Origin of the sequence: Aequorivita todarodis, from assembly GCF_028561335.1 — a bacterium.
GTDB classification, from domain to species: domain Bacteria; phylum Bacteroidota; class Bacteroidia; order Flavobacteriales; family Flavobacteriaceae; genus Aequorivita; species Aequorivita todarodis.
In genome coordinates, this window is record NZ_JAQQTG010000019.1 from 16,295 (window position 1) to 37,890 (window position 21,596).

Genomic DNA, 21,596 nt, shown 5'->3' on the forward strand with positions numbered 1-21,596 from the left:
ATCAATTAAAGAATTTTATCCGTCCTGCTTCTTCAGCCACTCCAAGGCTTTTTGGCGCTCGTCCAGTTCAAAACCTTTCGTTTTCATCCCCGGAATGATTGATCCGAAGGCCTCAATGGATTTTTCCAGCCATTCTTTGTTGGTAACGATGGCAACGGTTTTTATGTCGTGCCAATAATGCAGCCCTACCTTTAAGTCCTCCCACATTGCTTTTGCGGTATAGTTCAACTCGTCTATTTCCACAAAAAGCTTAATGGTGCCGTGCATCGTTTTATGCTTTTCCAATAGCGGATTAAGCAGGTCGTAATCCTTTTCTGTGGTTTTTCCGGAAATCACTATTCCCAAAATATCCTCGGGCAGTCCGTTGATAATAGTGAACATAATATTTCTTTTTAGTTTAACTTTTTTGAAGATTAAAGTTAAAAATTGTTGTAGGCTATTGTTATTAAAGATGTATTAATTAACACATTTTTAATGTGGGGAAATTTGCTGGAGATTCTTCGTAAATGGTATATGAAGAGGGAGAAAAAGTTTTTTTGGACGAGCTTAGAAATTAACCACGAATTGACGAATGGGATTCGCTGTGCGCATCCCCCAAAGCTCCTCCCGATAACTATCGGGATTGAAAATGGAAAGGAAGAAAAAAGTTTTGAGCTTGCTCAAGAAACTTTTTTCTTCCTTTCCATTCATTCGTGACCGCGGAGGGATTCAAACCCCCAACCCTCAGAGCCGAAATCTGATGCGCTATTCAGTTGCGCCACGCGGCCGTGCTCAATGTTCAATGTTCAATGTTCAATGTTCAATGTTCAATGTTCAATGTTCAAAAATATTTAGTTTCGAATCATATTAACCTAATAACCCAATAACTTATTAACCAATAACTATAAATTAGGAAAGCCTCGCCTTCACTACGGTCGAAATGGTTTTGCCATCCGCTTTTCCAGCAAGTTTTGCACTAGCCAATCCCATTACCTTTCCCATATCTGCCATTGAGGACGCTTTAGTTTCAGCAATAATTTCATCTACAATCTTGCTCACTTCCTCTTCACTTAATTGTTTTGGCAAAAACTGCTCAATAACCTTTGCTTGAAGCAGTTCCGGTTCTGCAAGATCTGCACGGTTTTGCGCTGTGTAAATGGCCGCACTGTCCTTTCGTTGTTTTACCTGCTTTTGCAGCAATTTTATTTCTTCTTCTTCGCTCAAATCTGCCTTTGAACCCGTTTCGGTCTGCGCCAAAAGCAAAGCGGATTTCACGGAACGCAATGCCTCCAAAGACTGGGTGTCCTTAGCTTTCATCGCAATTTTCATCGCCTCCATTACCTTATCCTGTAAGCTCATTATGTAATTTTTTATAGATTGCGAAGATACTCAATAAACCGGAAACTGGAAACAGTAAAATTTAGATTTATCCCATTGGGGATATCGAGGCAAAAAAAGCCCGAACTCATTCCTGAAATCCGGGCTCCTGCTTTAAGTGAAAAAATTCACTTAGTCCACATTATCGTGCAAAAAGGAATTGTTTTTCCGCAATTCAATTTCGTCGTCTTCCGTATTTACAGAGGTTCTTGAAATGTTTGGTTCGTTTTTGGTTTCGTTCAGATCGATGCCCATACGTTTGTACGCGGGTTGTTTTTCAATCTCATCGATGCGCGAAGGGCTGTTTTTGAACTTATAGTTGAATTCCTTCATCTTTCTTTTGCGCTCTTCGGTACGGTCCTTCAATATTTTTGAGATTGGCGAATTGAGCGGATCTTCATCTTCTTGGGTATCCTTTTCCTCTGTTTTGGGCGCTGAAACCGTTCTTTTTTCAAAAACAATCTCCTCATCTTCGTCCTCTTCCGTAGCAACCTCCTTTGAAGGTTTGGCATTGGTCAACTGGTTTTCAATTTCCTGATAATCATCTAAGCTATACCGCTTTATTCCTTCACCCGAAACTTCTGTAACGGGAATTATTTCAATAGGGTCCTGAACCTCTATTTCGTCCAGATCAAAGAAAACCGTTTCTTCTTTCTGTTCCTTTTCGGGCTTTTTGGAAGCTGAATTGATAGGGAGATCAAACATCAATATTTGGTCATCGCTCTCTTCGGGAGTTGGCGCAACCTTATTCGAATCTTTTTCGGCTTCCTTTTTCGGCGTCTCAAGAATCACAAAATCGTTTACGTTTATTTTATTGATTTCCAATTGATTGAATTCCGCTATGTCTTCAACCGCAACTTCTTCATAAGAAACTTTAAGATTTCTCAACAATTCCGAAGTTTTGATATAACCATCAAATGGTAGTCTTTCTTCAATTTCAGCATCGTCAAAAAGGGTATGCTTTACTACGGAAGTTTCAGCTTTTGGCTGGGTGGATACGGGCTTCTCAGGAAGTCGTACGGGCGTAGCGGTTGGTTTGGGGCTAAGATCGTGCTCCGCTTTTTGCTCGTCTTCCAAGGTGTGGATTATCTTTTTTGTTTCAGTATTTACTATTTCGTTCTGTTGCTCAACGTTGAAACCCGTTGCAATTACGGTAATTGAAATGGAACTTTCCAGACTTTCCTCTTCGCCAACACCCATAATAATGTTTGCGCTGTGGCCGGCCTCATCTTGAATGTGGTCGCTGATTTCGCCAATTTCATCAATGGTAATTTCGTCTGAACCGGAAACGATGAGCAGCAATACGTTTTTGGCACCCTTAATTTTGTTGTCGTTAAGTAAGGGGGAATCCAAGGCTCTTCCTATTGCTTCCTTCGCCCTATTGGCACCAGAGGCAGTAGCGCTTCCCATGATGGCGGTTCCACTATTAGCAAGCACAGTTTTGGCGTCGCGAAGGTCAATGTTTTGGGTGTAGTGGTGGGTAATTACCTCGGCAATACCACGAGCAGCGGTGGCCAAAACCTCATCGGCTTTTGAGAAACCCGCCTTAAAACCAAGATTTCCGTAAACTTCGCGTAATTTATTGTTGTTGATAACCACCAACGAATCCACATTTTGGCGCAGTTTTTCGACCCCAATATGGGCTTGGTCGTTTCTGGTTTTTCCTTCAAATTGGAATGGAATGGTTACGATGCCAACTGTTAAAATGTCCATATCCTTGGCCATTTTTGCAATAATGGGCGCCGCACCGGTTCCGGTACCGCCGCCCATTCCGGCCGTGATGAAGATCATTTTGGTATTGGTGGTGAGCATGCTGCGGATTTCTTCCATGCTTTCCACAGCAGATTGTTCCCCAACTTTAGGATTTGCCCCGGCTCCCAAACCTTCGGTAAGGGAAACGCCCAATTGGATTTTGATTGGCACCGGGCTGTTTTCCAATGCTTGTGAATCTGTATTGCAAATTACAAAGTCAACTCCCTTTATGCCCTGGCTGAACATATGGTTAATGGCGTTACTTCCGCCGCCGCCTACGCCAATCACCTTAATTACGTTGGATTGGTTCTTCGGCAGATCGAAGGAAATGTTGTCAAATTCTGTTTTGCTGCTCATAGTTTTATTTTTTTGCAATTTTTTATTTTCTATTTTCACTGTTTACCGCTACTGAACACTTTATTCAGCGTTGTCAAGGAATTCCTTGAACTTCTCGGCCCATTTATCAAAAAACCGCTTGGAACTTTTTGATTCCTTTTCTTTGCTTTTTTTGTCTTTTTTTCCTGTTTCCGTTTCGGTCTCGGTTGTACTTGATTTTACATCTTCCTCAATAGCGGATTCCTGATGCGGAAAACGCTTCATCAATGAAGATTTTTCTTTGCTTTCCAAACTGTTCAGTACCAAACCGACTGCGGTCGCGTACATTGGGCTTGTGGTTTCGGCATCGCTGTCGCCTGCCAAATGCTCGTTTGGGTACCCGATGCGGGTGTCCATTCCGGTAATGTATTCAACAAGCTGTTTTATATGTTGAAGCTGCGCTCCGCCTCCAGTAAGTACAATTCCTGCAATAAGTTTCTTTTTTGAGTCTTCGTGTCCGTAATTTTTTATTTCCATATACGCCTGCTCGATGATTTCGATAACACGGGCATGGATTATTTTTGAAAGGTTTTTTAAGCTGATTTCCTTTGGCTCTCGGCCACGAAGCCCAGGAATGGAAACTATTTCGTTGTCTTTGTTTTCCCCTGGCCAAGCTGAGCCAAATTTTATTTTCAGAAGTTCCGCTTGCTTTTCAATGATGGAACAGCCTTCCTTTATGTCTTCGGTAATCACATTTCCGCCGAAAGGAATTACAGCGGTATGGCGAATGATGCCATCCTTAAAAATCGCCAAATCGGTTGTACCGCCTCCAATGTCAATCAGCGCTACTCCCGCTTCCTTTTCCTCTTGGCTCAAAACCGCTTTTGCGGAAGCCAAAGGCTCCAACGTAATTGCCGAAAGCTCCAGTCCGGCACTTTTTATACATCTGCCCACATTCCGGATGGAGGAAACCTGCCCTACCACCACGTGAAAGTTGGCTTCCAAACGTGCGCCGTACATGCCGATGGGCTCTTTTATTTCGGCCTGCCCGTCAACCTTAAAATCCTGTGGCAGTACGTGCAAAATCTCTTCGCCGGGAAGCATTACCAATTTGTGGACTTGGTTGCAAAGACGATCAATGTCTTCTTCCCTAATAACATCTTCCCCATTGGGGCGGGTAATGTAATCGCTGTGCTGAAGGCTCCGGATGTGCTGGCCGGCAATGCCCACGACCACTTCTTTTATCTTCATTCCCGAAGAAGTCTCGGCATCCTGTACCGCTTGCTGAATCGACTGAATGGTTTGGGTAATGTTGTTTACCACGCCACGGTGCACGCCAAGGCTTTTGGCTTTGCCAATTCCCAATACCTCCATTTTGCCATAATCGTTCTTTCTACCAATCATAGCTACTATTTTGGTAGTTCCAATATCCAATCCTACAGCAATATTATCGTTTTCCATGGTCTTACTTTTTTGTGGCAATTACCTGATCGTCAAATTTCAGATTTACCCTATTGTACCCATACAGTGTACTGTCCTGTTTTGTCTTTTTGTAAAAAGCCTTAAAGTTTTGAAACTTTTTTTCAATGTGTTCCGGCTTTCCAAAAAGCACTTTAAAATCCATTTTCCGGAGTTCCAATTCTATTTCGCCATCCGCTTTTCTGTTTAAACCTACCACGTATTTTTTCATAAATTCATCACGCTCAATTTTAAGCAACAGCGGGGTAAGTTCGTTGAAATTATTCTTTGAAGTTCCCGTAATTATGGGTACTCTCGCAGAGTAAACATCAGACAGCGGCATCTTTTTTCCGTCTGCGTCCAAGTAATAATCCGGCGAAGCAGATACCCTGCCTATAGGTTTGCGCTGTTCTATTTTTGCCCCCAACGTACCGTCCACCGACAGATACACCTGAGCATCACGAATCATAGGGTTTTCCTGCAATCTTTGCTCCATCTTCTTCAAAACTAAAGTTTCTTTACCTATGCTCGTAACCTTGCCATGATTTTGTATCAACAATTTATTAACTGTATTGTAGGTGATAAAAGGGCTGTTTTCATCCACAAATTCTACGTCCACCTTCTTGATTTTTCGGGCGTCATTCCGCTTTTTTGTAAAGCTGAAAAGGAATGCCATCAATCCGAGCAGAAATATAAATTTTATGATTTCGAGACTACGTTTCATTTTTTAATTTTTGCGTTAACTTATTTACTTCGGCACCAATGTCACCGGCGCCTACGAGCAATTTTATTCTACATTTCGATTTCAATAAAACTTCGGGCAGAGCAGATTTGAAAACCACTCTTTTCTTTTCTGAAACAACCTGATTTAAAAGCCATTCCGATGTAATTCCCTCAATAGGTTCTTCCCGAGCGGGATAAATATCCAGCAGCACCACCTCGTCAAATTGTGAAAGACTTCTGGCAAAATCTTCAGCAAAATCGCGCGTTCTGCTGAAAAGATGCGGCTGAAAGACAATCTGTTTGTGATCGTTCGGATACATTTCGTCCACGGCCTGAAATAGCGCATCAATTTCCGTGGGATGATGGGCATAATCGTCTATCAAAACCAATTCATCGGTTTTTATTTTATAGGAAAAGCGGCGTTTCACCCCTTTAAAAGATGCCAATGCTTTGGGCAGGCAATCGGTTGGGGAGCCTGCTAAAATTGCCATGCCCAAAGCCATAACGGCATTTGTGAGATTATGACGGCCGGGAAGATTAAAAGTTAAATTCTCCAATATTCCGTTCGGGGTTTTTAGATCGAAAAGATAGGCGCCGTCCTTTATTTTTACATTTTGGGCCGAATAATCCGCGGTTTCCTCAACGGCAACGGTCACTCCATCCAAAGGAAGGTTCTTTTTTATGAAAATATTTTCCTCTTTTTCAACCAACCGCGAAAACGTTCTAAACGCATTCTCTATTTCCGAAGCATCGCCATAAATGTCCAAATGGTCCGCGTCCATTGAAGTTACACAGGCAATATCCGGGCGAAGCTGCAGGAAGGAACGGTCAAATTCGTCTGCCTCAACAACGGTTATTTCGTTGCCTTTATAAATAAAATTTGAATTGTAATTTTCAGCAATCCCGCCCAAAAACGCGGTTACCGGCATATCGCATTCCGCCAATAAATGCCCCAAAATGGCCGAAGTCGTAGTTTTTCCGTGCGTTCCGGCCACGGCCAGACACAGCGTATTTTTGGAAACCTCGCCCAAAAGCTGGGCACGTTTTACGATTTGAAAATCTTCTGAAAAGAAATAATTTAAAATCTTGTTGCCCTTTGGAATGGCGGGCGTGTAAACCACCAAAACATTCTCTTTTGAAAGAACTTCTTTTTGAATCTCGGAAATTTCATCAATAAAAGTAACCGGGATGCCTTCCGAAATCAATTCCGCAGTCAAATCTGTTGAAGTTCTGTCGTACCCAAAAACAGCCTTCCCCTGCATTTTGAAATAGCGTGCAAGCGCACTCATCCCAATGCCGCCGATGCCGACGAAGTAGAAAGTTTGTATGTTATTTAGGTTGTTCATTTTTAAGTTTAAATGTTTATGGGTTTATGGGTTTATGGGTTTAAATGTTTAAGTGTTTAAGTGTTTAAGTGTTTAAGCGTTTTACTAAACTTTTAAACTTTTAAACTTCTAAACTTTTAAACCCGTCTTTATCATTTTCTCAATCTCTTCAACTATATCTTTTGTGGCGTTTGGTTTTGCCAGTTTTTTTATGTTTTCAGAAAGTGTTTTCTGTTTTTCTTCGGATGCAAGCAATGCTGAAAATTCCCTTTCAAAATTTGAATCCAAATCGTTTTCTTTGATTAATAACGCGGCATTTTTTTCCGAAATTGCCAGTGCGTTTTTGGTTTGGTGGTCTTCGGCAACGTTTGGCGAGGGAATGAAAATCACGGGCTTGCCCACCAAACACAGTTCCGATACCGAGAGAGCACCCGCACGCGAAATGATGAAATCTGCCGCCGCGTATGCCAAATCCATTCGGTTTAAAAAGGGATGGATTTGGACCGTTTGGGAACCTCTGTTTTTATAGGTTCCTTCGTAAAATTTTCCGCATTGCCAAATAACCTGCAAATTGCTTTTTTCAAAAAACGGCAATGATTTTTCAATCAACTGGTTGATACGGCGTGCACCGAGACTTCCGCCCAAAACCAACAACGTTTTCTTTTCTTTTTTCAAGTTGAAGAAAGCTACCGCTTCTTCCCTTTTTAAAGAAATATCCAGCAAATCCTGCCGCACGGGATTGCCCGTTATTCTTACTTTTTCCGAAGGGAAGAATTTTCCCATTCCTTCATAAGCCACACAAATCTTCTGAACTTTACTGCTCAACCATTTGTTGGTTATTCCTGCGTGGCTATTCTGCTCTTGAATTAAGCAGGGAATCCCTTTTAAAGCGGCCATTCGCAACAAGGGAGCGCTGGCATAACCACCCGTACCGATTGCAACATCGGGTTTAAACTCTTTTAATATTTGCAAGGATTTTTGCAAACTGGATACAAGTTTCAACGGAAACGATAGGTTCTGAAGCGATAAACTCCGCTGCAATCCAGAAATCCAAAGTCCCTTTATTTTATAGCCTGCCTGTGGCACCTTTTCCATTTCCATTCTATCCTTTGCGCCAACGAACAAAAATTCAGCATCGGGAAAACGGGTTTTTAACTCGTTCGCAATGGCAACCGCCGGGTAAATATGACCTCCGGTGCCGCCGCCGCTTATGATGAATTTTGGTTTCACTGTTTCTTTTCTCTTTGTTCTTTGTTCTGGGGAGACGCACGGCCGTGCGTCTCTACGTTATATTATTTATTAGACGCACGGCCGTGCGTCTCTACTGTTATATCGTTTCGCTCAATATATCCAATGGATTTTCTTCTGTTTCTTCTTTGGCAACCACCTCCCGTTTTGCGCTCACGCTTAAAATCATTCCCAGTGCCAGACACGTCATCCAAATTGAGGTTCCGCCGCTACTTATCAATGGCAAATTTTGGCCCGTCACCGGAAATAATTCCACGGCCACCGCCATATTTATCATCGCCCTAAAAACAATGGGCAGGCCCACGCCTATGACCAACAACTTTCCAAAAACGGAGGTTGATTTATGCGCGACCACTACAATCCTAAAAAGCAGAAACAAATACAAAACCATCAAAAACATGCCGCCCAAAAGGCCAAATTCCTCAACAATTATTGCATAAATAAAATCGGAGGATGACTGTGGCAAAAAGTTCTTTTGAACACTTTTGCCCGGTCCCAGACCTGCCAAACCTCCTGATGCGATAGCTATTTTGGCGTGCTCAATTTGATAATCCGCTTCGGTGTCTTTACCATCGCCAAAATTTTCTATCCTGCTCATCCAGGTATCAACCCGATTTGGAAAAACACCAGGGAACGCCTTAGCGGACAGCACAAAAAGTGTGAGGAAAATCAATCCGGCACCAAGAATTATTCCTAAGTACTTCAACGGATAACCTCCTATAAAAACGAGCATTACAATCATTGAAAAAAAGATTGCGGTGGTGGAAAAGTTCGCGGGAAGAATCAATGCCAACACTATGAAAACTGGCACCCAAAGGGGTAAAATTGTTTCTTTGAAAGTAACGGTCTTGTCCTTTATTCGCGAAAGATAACGCGCCACATAGGTCATCATGACCACGCCTGCCAGGGTGGAGGTTTGAAAAGTTACTCCGACAAATGGAACACGAATCCAGCGACTGGCATTTGCGCCTTCAATAGTGGTTCCCTCGGCCATCGTTATAATCAAAAGAAGAATTACCACAGGAACAGCAATAATTGAAAGCCCCCGGAAATAATTGTACGGAATTTTATGCACGCCATACAAAATGGCAATGCCCAAAACCAAATGCGCAAAATGCCTCAACAAATACGGCAACGTACTTCCATCGCCATACAAATAAGCCAAATTACTGCTTGCACTGTAAACCGGCAAAAAGGAAAAGAGCGCCAAAAGACCTGCTATTCCCCATATTGCTCTATCGCCTTGTATGTATTGAAAAATGTTTTTCATTAATTTAAAGTTTCATTGAGTAAACATCCCCCTTGCTCCCTTTAAAGGAGGAATTTGGGTTACTTCTATTTTAAATGTTGACCTCAATTTCGTAATTTATAAATTTCTTACAGCGTCTTTAAATTGTCTGCCACGGTCTTCATAGTTTTCGAATAAATCAAAACTTGCGCAAGCTGGGGAAAGTAAAACGGTGTTATTCCTTTCAGCCAATTTGTAGGCAACCTGCACCGCCATCGCCATGGAATCGGTTTCAATTATTGTATCCACAACATTCCCGAAGGCATTGATTATTTTTTCGTTATCAACCCCCAAGCAGATAATCGCCTTTACCTTTTCGTTTACCAAAGGCAGCAATTCGCTGTAATCGTTGCCTTTGTCCACACCGCCCACAATCCACACGGTTGGGTTTTCCATACTATCCAGTGCAAAAAATGTTGCATTTACGTTGGTGGCTTTGGAATCGTTGATGTACATCACATTGTTGATTTTTAAAACCTTTTCCAACCTGTGCTCCACGCCCTGAAATCCTTCCAGACTTTCACGGATTGTCTGTTTTCTGATTCTCAATAATGTGGCTACCGTTGATGCGGCCATTGCGTTCTTTACATTGTGTTCCCCTTGTATTCCGATTGTTGCGATTGGCATAGTAAATTCTGTATTATTTATTTTTATTATTATTTCGTTGTTTCTTTTAAAAGCTCCCTGGTTCAGTTCCTTTTTTACCGAAAAAGGCAGCGGTTGTGATTTTATGGAATTTTGCGAAAGCCACTTTATTATTTCCACATCGTCTGCATCATAAATGAAGTAATCCTGCGAGGTTTGGTTCATCGTTATCCGAAATTTTGAAGCGATATAATTTTCATATTTATAATCATATCGGTCCAAATGGTCCGGACTCAGATTGGTCAAAACTGCGATGTGCGGCGCAAAGGTTTCAATGCCGTCAAGCTGAAAACTACTGAGTTCGAGCACGAAGTTTTCGTACTTCTCTTCGGAAACCTGCTCTGCGAAACTCTTCCCGATGTTTCCGCCCAAAGCCACATTAAGTCCGCCGTCTTTCAGCAATTTGTAAGTCAAACTTGCGGTGGTGGTTTTCCCGTTGCTTCCCGTAATTCCGACAATTGTTGCCTTTGTATATTTTGAAGCAAATTCAATTTCAGAAATAACCTTCACTCCCTTTTCGCGCAACTTTTTAACGATTGGCGCCTTATCGGGAATTCCCGGACTTTTCATCACTATGTCTGCCGACAGGATTTTGGCTTCGGAATGGCCTTCCTCTTCCCATTCAATTCCATTATTTATAAGAACTTGTCTGTACTTTTCCTTTATTTTTCCGAAGTCTGAAACAAATACTTCAAAATCTTTCTTTTTTGCTAAAATGGCTGTTCCTACTCCGCTTTCACCTCCTCCTAAAATCACCAACCGCTGTTTCACTTTATCTGATTTTTAAGGTGACGATTGTGATAATGGCCAAAAAAATTCCCACAATCCAAAACCGCGTAACAATTTTACTTTCGTGGAAACCCTTAATTTGATAGTGGTGATGCAATGGCGACATTCTGAAAATGCGCCTGCCTTCACCAAATTTCTTCTTTGTGTATTTAAACCAGCTTACCTGTAAAACCACCGAAAGATTTTCCATCAGAAATATTCCACAGAGAATGGGTATAAGCAGTTCTTTCCGAACTGCAATTGCTATTACTGCTATAATTCCGCCAATGGTCAAACTGCCCGTATCGCCCATAAACACTTGGGCGGGATAGGTGTTGTACCATAAAAACCCGATAAGGGCCCCTACGAATGCGGTGATGAAAATCGTCATCTCTCCGGTGTTTGGGATGTACATAATGTTGAGATAATCCGCAAAAATTACGTTGCCTGACACCCATGCAAAAAGCGCGAGCGTAAGCCCAATAATGGCCGAAGTACCCGCGGCGAGGCCGTCTATGCCATCGGTGAGATTGGCCCCGTTTGAAACCGCCGTGATTATAAAAATCACGATGGGAATGAAAATGAGCCAGACATAGCTCTTATAGTTTTCGCCCGCCCAGCTTATAAGTTCAGCGTAATTGAATTCGTTTTCCTTCACAAATGGAATGGTGGTGAGCATTGCCTTATCCTTCACGTAAAACGTATTGGTGGATTCCTTGGCAATGACTTCCGTTATTTGTGTTTCAGTTTCAGGGTTTTCAATGGTTCGCTGCACAATGATGTCTGGGTGCAAATACATAGTCGCACCAACGAAAAGGCCCAAACCTATTTGGCCAATAACCTTAAATTTTCCCGGCAATCCCTGCTTATCATTTTTGAATTTTTTAATGTAATCGTCAATAAAACCGATGGTCCCCATCCAAACGGTTGTAACAATCAAAAGGATTACGTAAATGTTTTCGAGTTTCGCAAAGAGTAAAACAGGAACCAATGTGGCGAGAATTATAATGATTCCGCCCATAGTCGGCGTTCCCGCTTTTTCGTTTTGACCTTCCAAACCTAAATCGCGGATAGATTCGCCTACTTGCTTTTTCTGCAGATAATTGATTATTTTTTTACCGTAAACCGTGGCGATAAACAACGAAAGGATAACCGCCAAAATCGCCCGGAACGTGATAAAATTGAACAGCCCCGTGCCCGGCAAGTCGTATGTTTTATCCAAATATTCAAAAAGATAGTAAAGCATTGGCTATTTGTTTAGGGCGGTTAAAAGTTGGTTTACTATTTTAAAATCATCAAAATCGAAGCGCTCTCCGTTTATTTCCTGATAGGTTTCGTGGCCTTTTCCGGCAATCAAAATGATATCGTTTTCCTGCGCCATTTGGCAAGCCGCTTTTATGGCTTCCTTTCTATTTGTTATTGAAATCGTCTTTTTATAATGCTCGGCAGGCACACCTTTTTCAATCTGTTCGATGATTTTTTCTGGGTTTTCAGTGCGCGGGTTATCACTTGTAAAAACAACTTTAGTACTTAGTGAAGCAGCAATATTTCCCATAACCGGGCGCTTCTGGGCATCGCGGTCTCCGCCGCAACCAACCACGGTTATAACTTCTTCGTTGCCCGTGCGGATTTCATTTATGGTTTCCAAGACATTTTTCAGGGCATCGGGCGTATGTGCATAATCCACAATAGCAGTGATTTTCTTTTCTGAAATTAAATATTGAAACCTGCCGCCCACACTGTCCAATGTGCTCATTATTTGAAGAATTTCAAGTTCCCTCAATCCCAAAAGTTGCGCAGTTCCAAAAATTGCAAGTAGATTATACGCGTTGAATCCCCCAATCAATTTCACCCACAATTCCTGATTGTTTATTTTCAGAAGTTGCCCTGTGAACTGGCTTTCCAAAATTTGGGCTTTATAGTCGGCGTAGGTTTTTAGGGCGTAGGTATATTTTCTCGCTTTCGTATTCTGAAGCATTACCAAGCCGTTTTTATCGTCCACATTTACCAGTGCGAAAGCAGTTTTTGGCAAAGCATCAAAAAAGGATTTTTTCACATCGCGGTATTCCGCAAAATCTTTGTGGTAATCCAAATGATCGTGCGAAAGATTGGTAAAAACGCCTCCTGTAAAATGAAGCACCTCGGTACGTTTTTGGTGAATTCCGTGCGAACTCACTTCCATAAAGCAATATTCCACGCCAACATCCACCATTTCGCGCAAATATTTGTTGATGGTCAACGAATCCGGCGTAGTGTGCGTGGCTTTAAATTCGGTATCGCCCACCATTATTTTTACCGTGGAAAGTAAGCCAGCTTCCAAGCCCGCTTTTTTGAAAAGTTGGTAAAGCAAGGAAGAAACCGTTGTTTTTCCATTGGTGCCAGTAATTCCAACTAGCTTCAATTCTTCCGAAGGGTTTCCGTAGTAATTGGCAGCCATTATCGCCAATGCCTTATGCGAATCCGCAACCTGCACATAGGTAATTCCGTTGATGATATTTTCCGGCAAGGTTTCGCAAATAATGGCCAAGGCACCTTGGTCGGCAGCTTTTTTAATGAATTGGTGCCCATCTGAAACCGTTCCTTTTATCGCAATAAAAACATCGTTTAAAGAAACATTTCGGGAATCAAACTCCAGATTGTTTATAGCCACGGAAGTACTGCCAACAACGCTTTCGATGGTAACTTTGTACAATATGTCCTTTAACAATATCACGATAAATTCAAGGTTATGGTTTGTCCCTTTTTTAAAGTTTCACCAGATTTTATGGACTGGCTGGCAACGGTGCCATTGCCCACAACTTGTACCCGCAGCCCAAGATTTTCCAGTAAGGAAACGGCGTCCATTCCTGCCATTCCGGTTACATTCGGAATTGTTTTGGCGGGTTGTTGCAACTTGGCATAATATCTTTCAAAATCCTTCTCAATGGTTGGGTCGGGCTGTTCTATGCCTTCAACCTTGTCGATATTTCGGGACTCGGTAAAAATTTTCTGGGCAATTCTTTTAAAAACAGGTCCGGAAACATCGGCGCCGTAAAACCCTTTTTTCGTACTCGGTTTGTGGATAATCACGATACAGGAATACTTTGGGTTTTCCGCAGGAAAAAAGCCTGCAAAAGAAGAAATGTAACGGCGGTTGCTTTTCCAGTCCGGCATCCAATATTCGGTTTGGGCAGTTCCCGTTTTTCCCGCCATTGAAAAGTCTGGGGAATAAAGCGATTTACCCGTACCACGTATTACGGTGTTCTTCATAATTTCCTTGATTTTCGCCAAGGTTTCATCAGAACAGATTTTAGGGTTTATAACTTTGGTATCGTAGGTCGTTACTTTTTCATTCCAAGCGCGGACTTCTTTTATAAAACGAGGTTTTACCATTACGCCGTTATTGGCAATGGCATTGTAAAAATTTAAAGTTTGAAGTGGAGTGAGACGTAGGTTATACCCATAGGCCATAGAAGGAAGTGCATTCTTGCTCCACTTTTTATCGCCAGGCTGTGGAATCATTGGTACGCCTTCACCCTTAATGGCAACGCCTGTTTTTTCGGTTAGGTGCCAGCTTTTTAAACGATTGATGAATTTGTTGGGATTTTTGGAATAGTTATCATTTATAATAGTAGCCAAACCAATGTTTGAGGAAACTTCCAATGCTTTCGCCGCAGATATTTTTCCGTAGCCGCCGCGGTGCGAATCGTAAATTTTTCTTCCGTAGAAAACCTTTACGCCGTTGCCTGTATCAACCACGGTACTGGTGTCTATTACCTTATCTTCCAAAGCGGCCATCATTGCCATTACCTTAAAGGTAGAGCCCGGCTCGTGCGATTCGCCAATGGCGTAGTTCAATTTTTCATAGTACGTACCGTTGGAAGTGCGACCCAAATTTGAGACGGCTTTTATTTCGCCCGTTGCTACTTCCATCACAATTACGGTTCCGTGCTCGGCTTCGTAATATTCCAATTGTTTCAGCAAGGCGTGATGGGCAATGTCTTGAATATTTACGTTTATGGTTGAAACGATATCATAGCCATCCTGCGGTTCAATCTCATTGTCGTCGGAAATTGGCTTCCACTGGCCCTTGGCTATTTTTTGCTTTAGCCTATGGCCTTCCTTCCCCGTGAGCAAATCGTTGAATGCACCTTCCAAACCAACGGCGTAATATCCCGGACGGTCATAAGCCTCATCGCCCACGGTGCGTTGCGCTATCTTACCAATGGGATGCTCGCGGACGGTGCGCTGTTCCACAATAATTCCACCCTTGTAGGGACCTTTGCGGAAAAGCGGCAGGTTTTTCACCTTTATATAATCTGAATAGCCCAGATTTTTTACGATAAGCAAATACCTGTTTTTATCGGCTCGCGCTTTTCTGAACATATTTTGATAATGCGAAACGGGCTTGCCAAACATTTTGCTCAACCCCTCTGAAAGTGGCTTTAAATTTTCCTTGAAATCTTCCGAAGAAACCGTCACGGCGTCAAAGCGGATGTCATATTTTGGGACTGAAGTAGCTAAAAGACTGCCATCATCGGCGTAAACATTTCCGCGGTTTGCAGGAATCACGAAGTTTTTGGTAGTGTTTTCCTTTGCCAATTCGCGATATTTTTCACCATCCACAAACTGAATGTTCATCAACTTCACACTAATGGCAAGCGCAAAAAGAAACATGCATCCGGCAACGACGTATAGACGGTTTAATATGTTTTTTTCTTCAAAAGCCATTTTTTCAGTATTCAGTGGTCAGTGTTCGGTACGCAGCAATCTGTGCTCAGTTTTTGGTTTTACTCCCGATGCCTATATGGAAGGATGACGGCTTCCCTTAGGGACGGGGTATTGTTCCTTTTCTTTATTCTTTAATCTTTTTTCTCCTCCTTTATAATCCTAATTCTCTTCGGAGGCGTTGTGGATGGTTGCAATCCACGACTTTCCATCGCGGCAATAATTTTGCTCTCCATCCGGGCCTGCATCAACAACATTCGCACGTCAACATATTCGCTTTTCAGTTCTTTCACCTGTGCGTTCAATTTTGAAATTTTATGTACTTTTTTGTCCGCGCTGTGCGAACTACCAATCATAATCAAAGCCAATACGGAGAGGAAAATGATAAAGCGCCAGTTTTTCAGCGCGTCGTCGCTCACCAAAAATTTTCCTTTTATTATGTTGTAAAAACCTTCTTTCAAAATTTGTTAATTCGTTAATTCGGGATTCGTTGATTCGTTAATTTGGCGCGCTATGAATCGCGCGCCTACGTTATATTTTTTCCGCTATGCGAAGCTTGGCGCTTCGGGCACGGTTGTTTTGCTTAATTTCTTCTTCGGAAGGAATTATAAATTTTCCCACCGCCTTGAATGGAACTTCAAAACGCCCAAAAGCATCCTTCTCCGGTTCCCCTTCAAACAATCCGTTGCGGATATATCTTTTCACCAACCTATCTTCCAAAGAGTGATAGCTTATTAAACTCAGGCGCCCACCCGGTTTTAAAACTTCGTTCGTTTGAAGCAAAAACTCTTTCAACGCCTCCAGTTCCTGATTCACCTCGATGCGAATGGCCTGATATATCTGGGCCAAAATCTTGTTTTCTTTATGGGCCGGCAGAAACCTGCTGAGCACTTTTTTTAGCTGTTCGCTGGTTTTTATTTTTTCGATCTGGCGCGCTTCCACAATTACGCGGGCCATTCCTGCGGCGCTTCGCAATTCACCATAATTTGAAAGCACATTTCGCAATTGGGCCTCTTCATATTTGTTGACCACCGTATATGCCGAAAAATTTGCATCGCGATTCATACGCATATCCAAATCGGCTTCAAAACGTGTTGAGAAACCTCTTTCAGCTACATCAAATTGATGCGATGAAACCCCGAAATCGCCCAAAATTCCGTCCACAGTCCTAAAACCGTGGAATCTTAAAAATTGCTTCAGAAACCGAAAATTTTGGTTTATAAGCAAAAAACGCGTATCGTCGATAGCGTTTTGCAAAGCGTCCTTGTCCTGGTCGAAAGCGATGAGTTTTCCAGCGGAGCCCAACCGCTTCAGGATTTCGCGGGAGTGGCCGCCACCGCCGAAAGTGACATCAACATAAACCCCATCTGGCTTTATGTTAAGCCCATCAACAGTTTCTTTCAGCAAAACCGGATTATGATATTCCATCACCATCATTGCTTTTGTTTCCCATTACTTCTTCGGCCAAATCGGCAAAATCGCTTGCGGCATCGTCAATGGCCTGTTCGTATTTGTCCTTATCCCAAACCTCCACAATGTTTATCGAGGAAGAGAACACAATTTCCTTGTTGATGCCGGCAAAAGAGAGCAAGTCCTTTGGAATGAGCAATCGGCCCGTAGCATCAAGCTCTACAGTCTTTACGCCAGCCGTAAACCTTCTTATGAAATCGTTGTTTTTTCTGTTGAATCGGTTCAGCTCGCCCATTTTCAGCATGAGGGCGTCCCATTCCTTCATCGGGTAAATTTCCAGGCAGGGCTGGAAGACGGCCCGCTTGATGACGAAGCCCTCGGGAGCCACGGTCGCCAATTGCTTTTTCAGCGGCGCAGGTACCATGACCCGTCCCTTTACGTCTGCTTTACATTCGTATGTGCCTATTAGATTGAGCATTGTGGAAATTCCCGATTTGTAATTTATAGTTTCAAATATATATAACTTTTCCCACTTTTTACCACATTCTACCACTTTGTTGATAAGTTTTACCACATTGTAGATAACCTAAAATGGAACTGGCAATGAACAAAGCCTAACATTAAATAGACCGTATGAAATATTTTTGTTTACTTTTGTCTTTCTAAATTGCACCAATCAAGTATGTCCGAAAACTTAAAGAAAGAAGGGAAATTTTCATATTTAGAAATAGGTGAAGGCACTCCAATAATCATCCTTCACGGACTTATGGGCGGGTTGAGCAATTTTGATGGCGTTGCAGATTTCTTTCCGCCAAAGGGATATAAAATCCTAATTCCCGAATTGCCCATTTACAAAATGACCCTCTTGCGTACCAACGTGAAAAATTTCGCAAAGTACGTGGGGCAGTTTATAGACCATTTGGGTTATGAGGAAGTGATTCTTTTGGGAAATTCGCTGGGTGGGCACATTGGCCTACTCTGCACAAAAATGTATCCCGAAAAAGTAAAAGCCTTGGTAATCACCGGAAGTTCTGGTCTTTACGAGAGCGCCATGGGCGAAAGCTACCCAAAACGCGGCGATTACGATTACATAAAGAAAAAAGCCGAAAACGTTTTTTACGACCCTGCTGTGGCTACCAAAGAAATTGTGGACGACGTTTATGAAACCGTAAACGACCGAAACAAATTAATACGGACACTGGCCATTGCAAAAAGTGCCATCAGGCACAATATGGCAAAGGATTTGCCAAAAATGTACACCCCAACCTGTATTATCTGGGGCAAAAATGACAACGTAACCCCTCCGGAAGTAGCCATTGAGTTTGATGAACTACTACCCGATTCTGAATTATTCTGGATTGATAAATGTGGCCACGCCGCAATGATGGAGCATCCCGATGAGTTTAATGAACTTCTTTACGCTTGGTTACAGAAACGAGGGTTTTAGTAGTTTCAGGTTTCAGGTTTCAAGTTTCAAGTTTCTAAAAAAACGTATTCTGCCGCATAATCCTTAACTCCTAACCCTTAACTCCTAACTCTTAACTCCTAACTCCTAACTCCTAACTCCTAACCCTAAAGCAATGCACATAAAATCGGCAGAATTTGTAATGAGCAACAGCGATGTTGCCAAATGCCCAAAGGACCGTTTGCCGGAATACGCTTTTATTGGGCGCAGTAACGTTGGGAAATCTTCGCTTATCAATATGTTGATGCAGCGCAAGAGTTTGGCAAAAACTTCGGGAAGACCTGGAAAAACACAACTGATTAACCACTTTCTCGTAAATAAGAATTGGTATTTGGTAGATTTACCGGGCTATGGGTATGCACGTGTTTCAAAAAGCAGTAAAAAGACTTTTCAGAAATTCATCACCAATTATTTTGAAAAGCGGGAGCAAATGGTACTCGCCTTTGTATTGGTAGATTGCCGCCACGAACCGCAACCCATCGATTTGGAATTTATGCAATGGATGGGCGAAAGTGGAATCCCCTTCAACATCATTTTTACAAAAGCAGATAAGCTGAAGCCAAAAGCCTTGGAAAGAAATATTGCTGCTTACACCGAAAAAATGCTCGAAACCTGGGAAGAAATGCCGCCGTATTTTGTTACCTCAGCCAGTGATTCCACGGGAAGGGATGAAGTGTTGAATTATATTGATGAACTCAACTCCTCAATCCAGAATTCTGAATTCTGAATTATCCCCGCTTCAACTCCAATTTTTCAGCAAAATAATCACAAAAATCGCGCATCGTGGCGCTCATCTTTTCGTCATTGGTGGCACGCTGAAACGTATCGGCCATCGCACTTAAGGTTTGGTGAAAGAAAATTTTCATCTCGTCCACGGGCATTTCCTTTGTCCAAAGGTCTATCCGGAGCGACTCCTGGCTTTTGCTGTCCCAAACCGATAGCATCACCGCTTTGGTTTCCTCGTTTGACACGCCGCCGTCCTCGGCTGTCCAATGGATATTTTCAGGTATTTTATTTTCGTCAAGACCCACTTTTAGCCTTATTTCTGAAGTGTGTTTAATTGCCATTATTTCTTTGGTTTGTATTTTGAATTCGTAAATATTTCGTCTGCGTCGGTTATCATGAGCCGCTGCACATCTGTATCATTTTTTTCCATATAGGCACGGACAATTTTCCAGCCCAAATAGCGCCCTAACATTCCGGGAGATTCATTGTCTATTTCCAAGTAAAATTTTGAAAAAGGCGCGGGATTTATAAACCGTGCGCCCAGTTTCGGGTCGGTGCTGTAGAGCAATTCCTTCTCAATAAAATAGCGCCACATATATTCCTCATTCTCCTCTGCCCATTGATATTCCGCTTCGGTATAGCCTATTTTTTCGGCATCTGAAGCATTCGGAAGCCATAAATCCTTTAAATAAAGCTCTTTTCCGAAGTAAATAATCTGCCCCAAAAAGGTAGTTTTACCGGGCGGTTTTATATACTGCCGGGCATAAGCTTCGGCAATGTCCGGGCCTATTTGCGAGGGTTTCATTTCTTTGGAAATATACTTGTCAATTCCCTCATAAAAACGATGGTCCGCACCCAAATAATTGTCCAGGCCAATCACCAGCATACTGTCCGCAAGGATTACCTTGTTGCGATAATCCACGTCTGAAGTTGTGGTAACCACCACCGGCGTGGTAAATTTCGGGAAGTAATATTTTATATGTTGAAATAACGGCACGAGAACTTCCTCCAAAGCTTCATCATTCGGAAATGCTTTCAACACTTCACTTTCAAGTTGCTTTTGAAGTGTATCGGTCAGTTTTTCAACCCAAATACTGTCGCTGTATTGTTCCGGGAAAAAGGCCGGAAATTCAGCCTTTAACTTCGGCAGGGTTTCGGGAGTAGCTTCAGCAAATTCCTTGTCGAAACGGATGATTTCAACATTTATAGGAATTTTTTCAATCTCCTTCTCAACCTTGCTTTCGTCATTGCACGAAAAAAGGAAAACGCCTAAAAGAGCAAGTGCGAAATATTTCACCATAGAAAAATTGTTATTGTTGGTTAACGCCATTCCCTATTATTAATTTTATCTTTAACCACTTTTGCGGTGCAAAGGTACTTTATTGTTGAAAGAGTTTAACAGTTTAAGGGTTTAAAAGTTTAGAAGTTTTCGCCTTCAACCTTTATAAAGGAGAGAACAAAATGCACCCTTTAGGGCCGGGGTTTTATAGAATAGGTAATAAAATAAATAATGAAAAATATGCATACCGAAAAAGTTATAGATTATATTGTGGATTGGCTGAAAAGGTACGCCACAAACGCAAAAATGGACGGATTTGTGATAGGCATAAGCGGCGGCATTGATTCTGCCATAACCTCGGCGCTCTGTGCAAAAACAGGATTGCGCACACTTTGCGTGGAGATGCCCATACACCAAGCGCCAAGCCAAGTGGACCGCGGCCGGGAGCACATTCAGTTTTTGAAGGAAAATTTTGCGAATGTGAGCAACACAGAGGTAAACCTAACTTCGGTTTTTGAAGAATTTAAAACGGCCATTCCCCAAACCAAGCGAGACAGTTTCCTAGACCTGTCGCTCGCAAACACGCGCGCACGGTTGCGGATGACTACCCTTTATTATTTTGCGGGCCTGCACCGTTATTTGGTTGCGGGCACCGGCAATAAGGTGGAAGATTTCGGCGTGGGTTTTTATACAAAATACGGCGATGGCGGCGTAGATTTGAGTCCCATTGCAGATTTGATGAAAAGCGAAGTCTATAAACTGGGAGAGGCGTTAAATATTCCCGATTCCATTATGAAAGCTGCGCCTACCGATGGATTGTTCGGCGACAGTCGCTCAGACGAAGACCAGCTTGGCGCAAGCTACGACGAACTGGAATGGGCGATGAAAATGGCCGAAAACGGCAAGAACAGCTCCGACTTTTCCGGGAGGCAACAAGTGGTTTTTAATATTTACAACTCCCTCAATAGGGCCAACCAACACAAAATGTTGCCAATTCCTATCTGTAAAATCCCTGCTGAACTGAAATAAACTTGTTTTTTACCGAATAATTTAACCATTAAACGAAAGGTTTATTATTCTTAGGCTTAAGATTTTATATATTCAAAATGTAGTATTAATATTACGGCAATA

At 42.3% G+C, this 21,596-nt stretch carries 20 protein-coding genes and 1 tRNA gene; 3 read left to right on the forward strand and 18 right to left on the reverse strand.

Annotated features, from left to right (window positions below):
- Positions 1-15: 15 nt before the first annotated feature.
- The 16 genes from POV26_RS08200 to mraZ form a co-directional block, all read right to left on the reverse strand.
- On the reverse strand, positions 16-381 hold the full coding sequence (locus tag POV26_RS08200; protein ID WP_272855993.1) for a SpoIIAA family protein: 366 nt from the start codon (positions 379-381) through the stop codon (positions 16-18).
- A 312-nt stretch (positions 382-693) separates the two neighbouring features.
- Positions 694-767: transfer RNA gene (locus POV26_RS08205), tRNA-Arg, on the reverse strand.
- 121 nt (positions 768-888) lie between these two features.
- Positions 889-1,338, reverse strand: coding sequence for a GatB/YqeY domain-containing protein (locus tag POV26_RS08210; protein WP_272855994.1), 450 nt, complete (start codon positions 1,336-1,338; stop codon positions 889-891).
- A 150-nt stretch (positions 1,339-1,488) separates the two neighbouring features.
- Positions 1,489-3,465 carry a cell division protein FtsZ gene (gene ftsZ / locus POV26_RS08215; RefSeq protein ID WP_272855995.1) on the reverse strand — a complete coding sequence of 659 codons (1,977 nt, stop codon included), beginning with the start codon at positions 3,463-3,465 and terminating at the stop codon, positions 1,489-1,491.
- 60 nt (positions 3,466-3,525) lie between these two features.
- Complete coding sequence (gene ftsA / locus POV26_RS08220) at positions 3,526-4,884, reverse strand: cell division protein FtsA (RefSeq protein WP_272855996.1); 1,359 nt, start codon at positions 4,882-4,884, stop codon at positions 3,526-3,528.
- A 4-nt stretch (positions 4,885-4,888) separates the two neighbouring features.
- Positions 4,889-5,605 carry a cell division protein FtsQ/DivIB gene (locus tag POV26_RS08225; RefSeq protein ID WP_272855997.1) on the reverse strand — a complete coding sequence of 239 codons (717 nt, stop codon included), beginning with the start codon at positions 5,603-5,605 and terminating at the stop codon, positions 4,889-4,891.
- Entirely contained in the window at positions 5,595-6,950 is a 1,356-nt protein-coding gene (gene murC / locus POV26_RS08230) for a UDP-N-acetylmuramate--L-alanine ligase (protein WP_272855998.1), read from the reverse strand. The genes POV26_RS08225 and murC overlap by 11 nt, the downstream gene beginning before the upstream one ends.
- Before the next feature lie 108 nt (positions 6,951-7,058).
- Complete coding sequence (murG, locus tag POV26_RS08235) at positions 7,059-8,159, reverse strand: undecaprenyldiphospho-muramoylpentapeptide beta-N-acetylglucosaminyltransferase (protein WP_272855999.1); 1,101 nt, start codon at positions 8,157-8,159, stop codon at positions 7,059-7,061.
- A gap of 97 nt (positions 8,160-8,256) precedes the next feature.
- Entirely contained in the window at positions 8,257-9,447 is a 1,191-nt protein-coding gene (locus tag POV26_RS08240; RefSeq protein WP_272856000.1) for an FtsW/RodA/SpoVE family cell cycle protein, read from the reverse strand.
- A 96-nt stretch (positions 9,448-9,543) separates the two neighbouring features.
- Positions 9,544-10,881 carry a UDP-N-acetylmuramoyl-L-alanine--D-glutamate ligase gene (gene murD / locus POV26_RS08245; protein WP_272856001.1) on the reverse strand — a complete coding sequence of 446 codons (1,338 nt, stop codon included), beginning with the start codon at positions 10,879-10,881 and terminating at the stop codon, positions 9,544-9,546.
- A gap of 1 nt (position 10,882) precedes the next feature.
- On the reverse strand, positions 10,883-12,124 hold the full coding sequence (mraY, locus tag POV26_RS08250) for a phospho-N-acetylmuramoyl-pentapeptide-transferase (RefSeq protein WP_272856002.1): 1,242 nt from the start codon (positions 12,122-12,124) through the stop codon (positions 10,883-10,885).
- Between the two features lie 3 nt (positions 12,125-12,127).
- Complete coding sequence (locus POV26_RS08255) at positions 12,128-13,591, reverse strand: UDP-N-acetylmuramoyl-L-alanyl-D-glutamate--2,6-diaminopimelate ligase (RefSeq protein ID WP_272856003.1); 1,464 nt, start codon at positions 13,589-13,591, stop codon at positions 12,128-12,130.
- The gene (locus tag POV26_RS08260; RefSeq protein ID WP_045079211.1) at positions 13,588-15,588 is read right to left on the reverse strand and encodes a penicillin-binding protein; all 2,001 of its coding nucleotides are present in this window, start codon (positions 15,586-15,588) and stop codon (positions 13,588-13,590) included. The genes POV26_RS08255 and POV26_RS08260 overlap by 4 nt, the downstream gene beginning before the upstream one ends.
- A 131-nt stretch (positions 15,589-15,719) precedes the next feature.
- Positions 15,720-16,046: an FtsL-like putative cell division protein gene (locus tag POV26_RS08265; protein ID WP_272856004.1), complete on the reverse strand. Its 327-nt coding sequence runs from the start codon at positions 16,044-16,046 to the stop codon at positions 15,720-15,722.
- 70 nt (positions 16,047-16,116) lie between these two features.
- Positions 16,117-17,013 carry a 16S rRNA (cytosine(1402)-N(4))-methyltransferase RsmH gene (gene rsmH / locus POV26_RS08270; RefSeq protein WP_272856185.1) on the reverse strand — a complete coding sequence of 299 codons (897 nt, stop codon included), beginning with the start codon at positions 17,011-17,013 and terminating at the stop codon, positions 16,117-16,119.
- Positions 17,000-17,473, reverse strand: a complete 474-nt coding sequence (mraZ, locus tag POV26_RS08275) for a division/cell wall cluster transcriptional repressor MraZ (RefSeq protein WP_272856005.1) — start codon at positions 17,471-17,473, stop codon at positions 17,000-17,002. The genes rsmH and mraZ overlap by 14 nt, the downstream gene beginning before the upstream one ends.
- 204 nt (positions 17,474-17,677) lie before the next feature.
- On the opposite strand from mraZ, the gene POV26_RS08280 reads away from it, so the two are divergent.
- Positions 17,678-18,442 (forward strand): alpha/beta fold hydrolase, encoded by a 765-nt coding sequence (locus tag POV26_RS08280; protein WP_272856006.1) that lies wholly within the window; start codon positions 17,678-17,680, stop codon positions 18,440-18,442.
- Positions 18,443-18,575: 133 nt separating this feature from the next.
- Entirely contained in the window at positions 18,576-19,187 is a 612-nt protein-coding gene (gene yihA, locus POV26_RS08285; RefSeq protein WP_272856007.1) for a ribosome biogenesis GTP-binding protein YihA/YsxC, read from the forward strand.
- Position 19,188: 1 nt separating this feature from the next.
- Here yihA and gldC read toward each other — a convergent pair whose 3' ends face one another.
- Together gldC and gldB are read right to left on the reverse strand one after the other, a co-directional pair.
- Entirely contained in the window at positions 19,189-19,527 is a 339-nt protein-coding gene (gene gldC / locus POV26_RS08290) for a gliding motility protein GldC (RefSeq protein WP_062622506.1), read from the reverse strand.
- Positions 19,527-20,486 carry a gliding motility lipoprotein GldB gene (gene gldB, locus POV26_RS08295; protein ID WP_272856008.1) on the reverse strand — a complete coding sequence of 320 codons (960 nt, stop codon included), beginning with the start codon at positions 20,484-20,486 and terminating at the stop codon, positions 19,527-19,529. Before gldB ends, gldC begins: the two co-directional genes overlap by 1 nt.
- 219 nt (positions 20,487-20,705) lie before the next feature.
- On the opposite strand from gldB, the gene nadE reads away from it, so the two are divergent.
- A complete protein-coding gene (nadE, locus tag POV26_RS08300; protein ID WP_272856186.1) occupies positions 20,706-21,494 on the forward strand; it encodes an NAD(+) synthase in 789 nt (262 codons plus the stop codon).
- The last annotated feature ends 102 nt before the right edge of the window (positions 21,495-21,596 follow it).

Excerpts from the sequence above, each read along its gene's own strand:
- gldB (WP_272856008.1), bottom strand. The coding sequence starts at position 20,486 with ATGGTGAAATATTTCGCACTTGCTCTTTTAGGCGTTTTCCTTTTTTCG.
- nadE (WP_272856186.1), top strand. The coding sequence starts at position 20,706 with ATGCATACCGAAAAAGTTATAGATTATATTGTGGATTGGCTGAAAAGG.
- murC (WP_272855998.1), bottom strand. The coding sequence starts at position 6,950 with ATGAACAACCTAAATAACATACAAACTTTCTACTTCGTCGGCATCGGC.
- mraY (WP_272856002.1), bottom strand. The coding sequence starts at position 12,124 with ATGCTTTACTATCTTTTTGAATATTTGGATAAAACATACGACTTGCCG.
- POV26_RS08260 (WP_045079211.1), bottom strand. The coding sequence starts at position 15,588 with ATGGCTTTTGAAGAAAAAAACATATTAAACCGTCTATACGTCGTTGCC.
- POV26_RS08225 (WP_272855997.1), bottom strand. The coding sequence starts at position 5,605 with ATGAAACGTAGTCTCGAAATCATAAAATTTATATTTCTGCTCGGATTG.
- POV26_RS08280 (WP_272856006.1), top strand. The coding sequence starts at position 17,678 with ATGTCCGAAAACTTAAAGAAAGAAGGGAAATTTTCATATTTAGAAATA.
- ftsZ (WP_272855995.1), bottom strand. The coding sequence starts at position 3,465 with ATGAGCAGCAAAACAGAATTTGACAACATTTCCTTCGATCTGCCGAAG.
- yihA (WP_272856007.1), top strand. The coding sequence starts at position 18,576 with ATGCACATAAAATCGGCAGAATTTGTAATGAGCAACAGCGATGTTGCC.
- POV26_RS08240 (WP_272856000.1), bottom strand. The coding sequence starts at position 9,447 with ATGAAAAACATTTTTCAATACATACAAGGCGATAGAGCAATATGGGGA.
- mraZ (WP_272856005.1), bottom strand. The coding sequence starts at position 17,473 with ATGCTCAATCTAATAGGCACATACGAATGTAAAGCAGACGTAAAGGGA.
- ftsA (WP_272855996.1), bottom strand. The coding sequence starts at position 4,884 with ATGGAAAACGATAATATTGCTGTAGGATTGGATATTGGAACTACCAAA.
- rsmH (WP_272856185.1), bottom strand. The coding sequence starts at position 17,013 with ATGGAATATCATAATCCGGTTTTGCTGAAAGAAACTGTTGATGGGCTT.
- POV26_RS08200 (WP_272855993.1), bottom strand. The coding sequence starts at position 381 with ATGTTCACTATTATCAACGGACTGCCCGAGGATATTTTGGGAATAGTG.
- POV26_RS08210 (WP_272855994.1), bottom strand. The coding sequence starts at position 1,338 with ATGAGCTTACAGGATAAGGTAATGGAGGCGATGAAAATTGCGATGAAA.
- gldC (WP_062622506.1), bottom strand. The coding sequence starts at position 19,527 with ATGGCAATTAAACACACTTCAGAAATAAGGCTAAAAGTGGGTCTTGAC.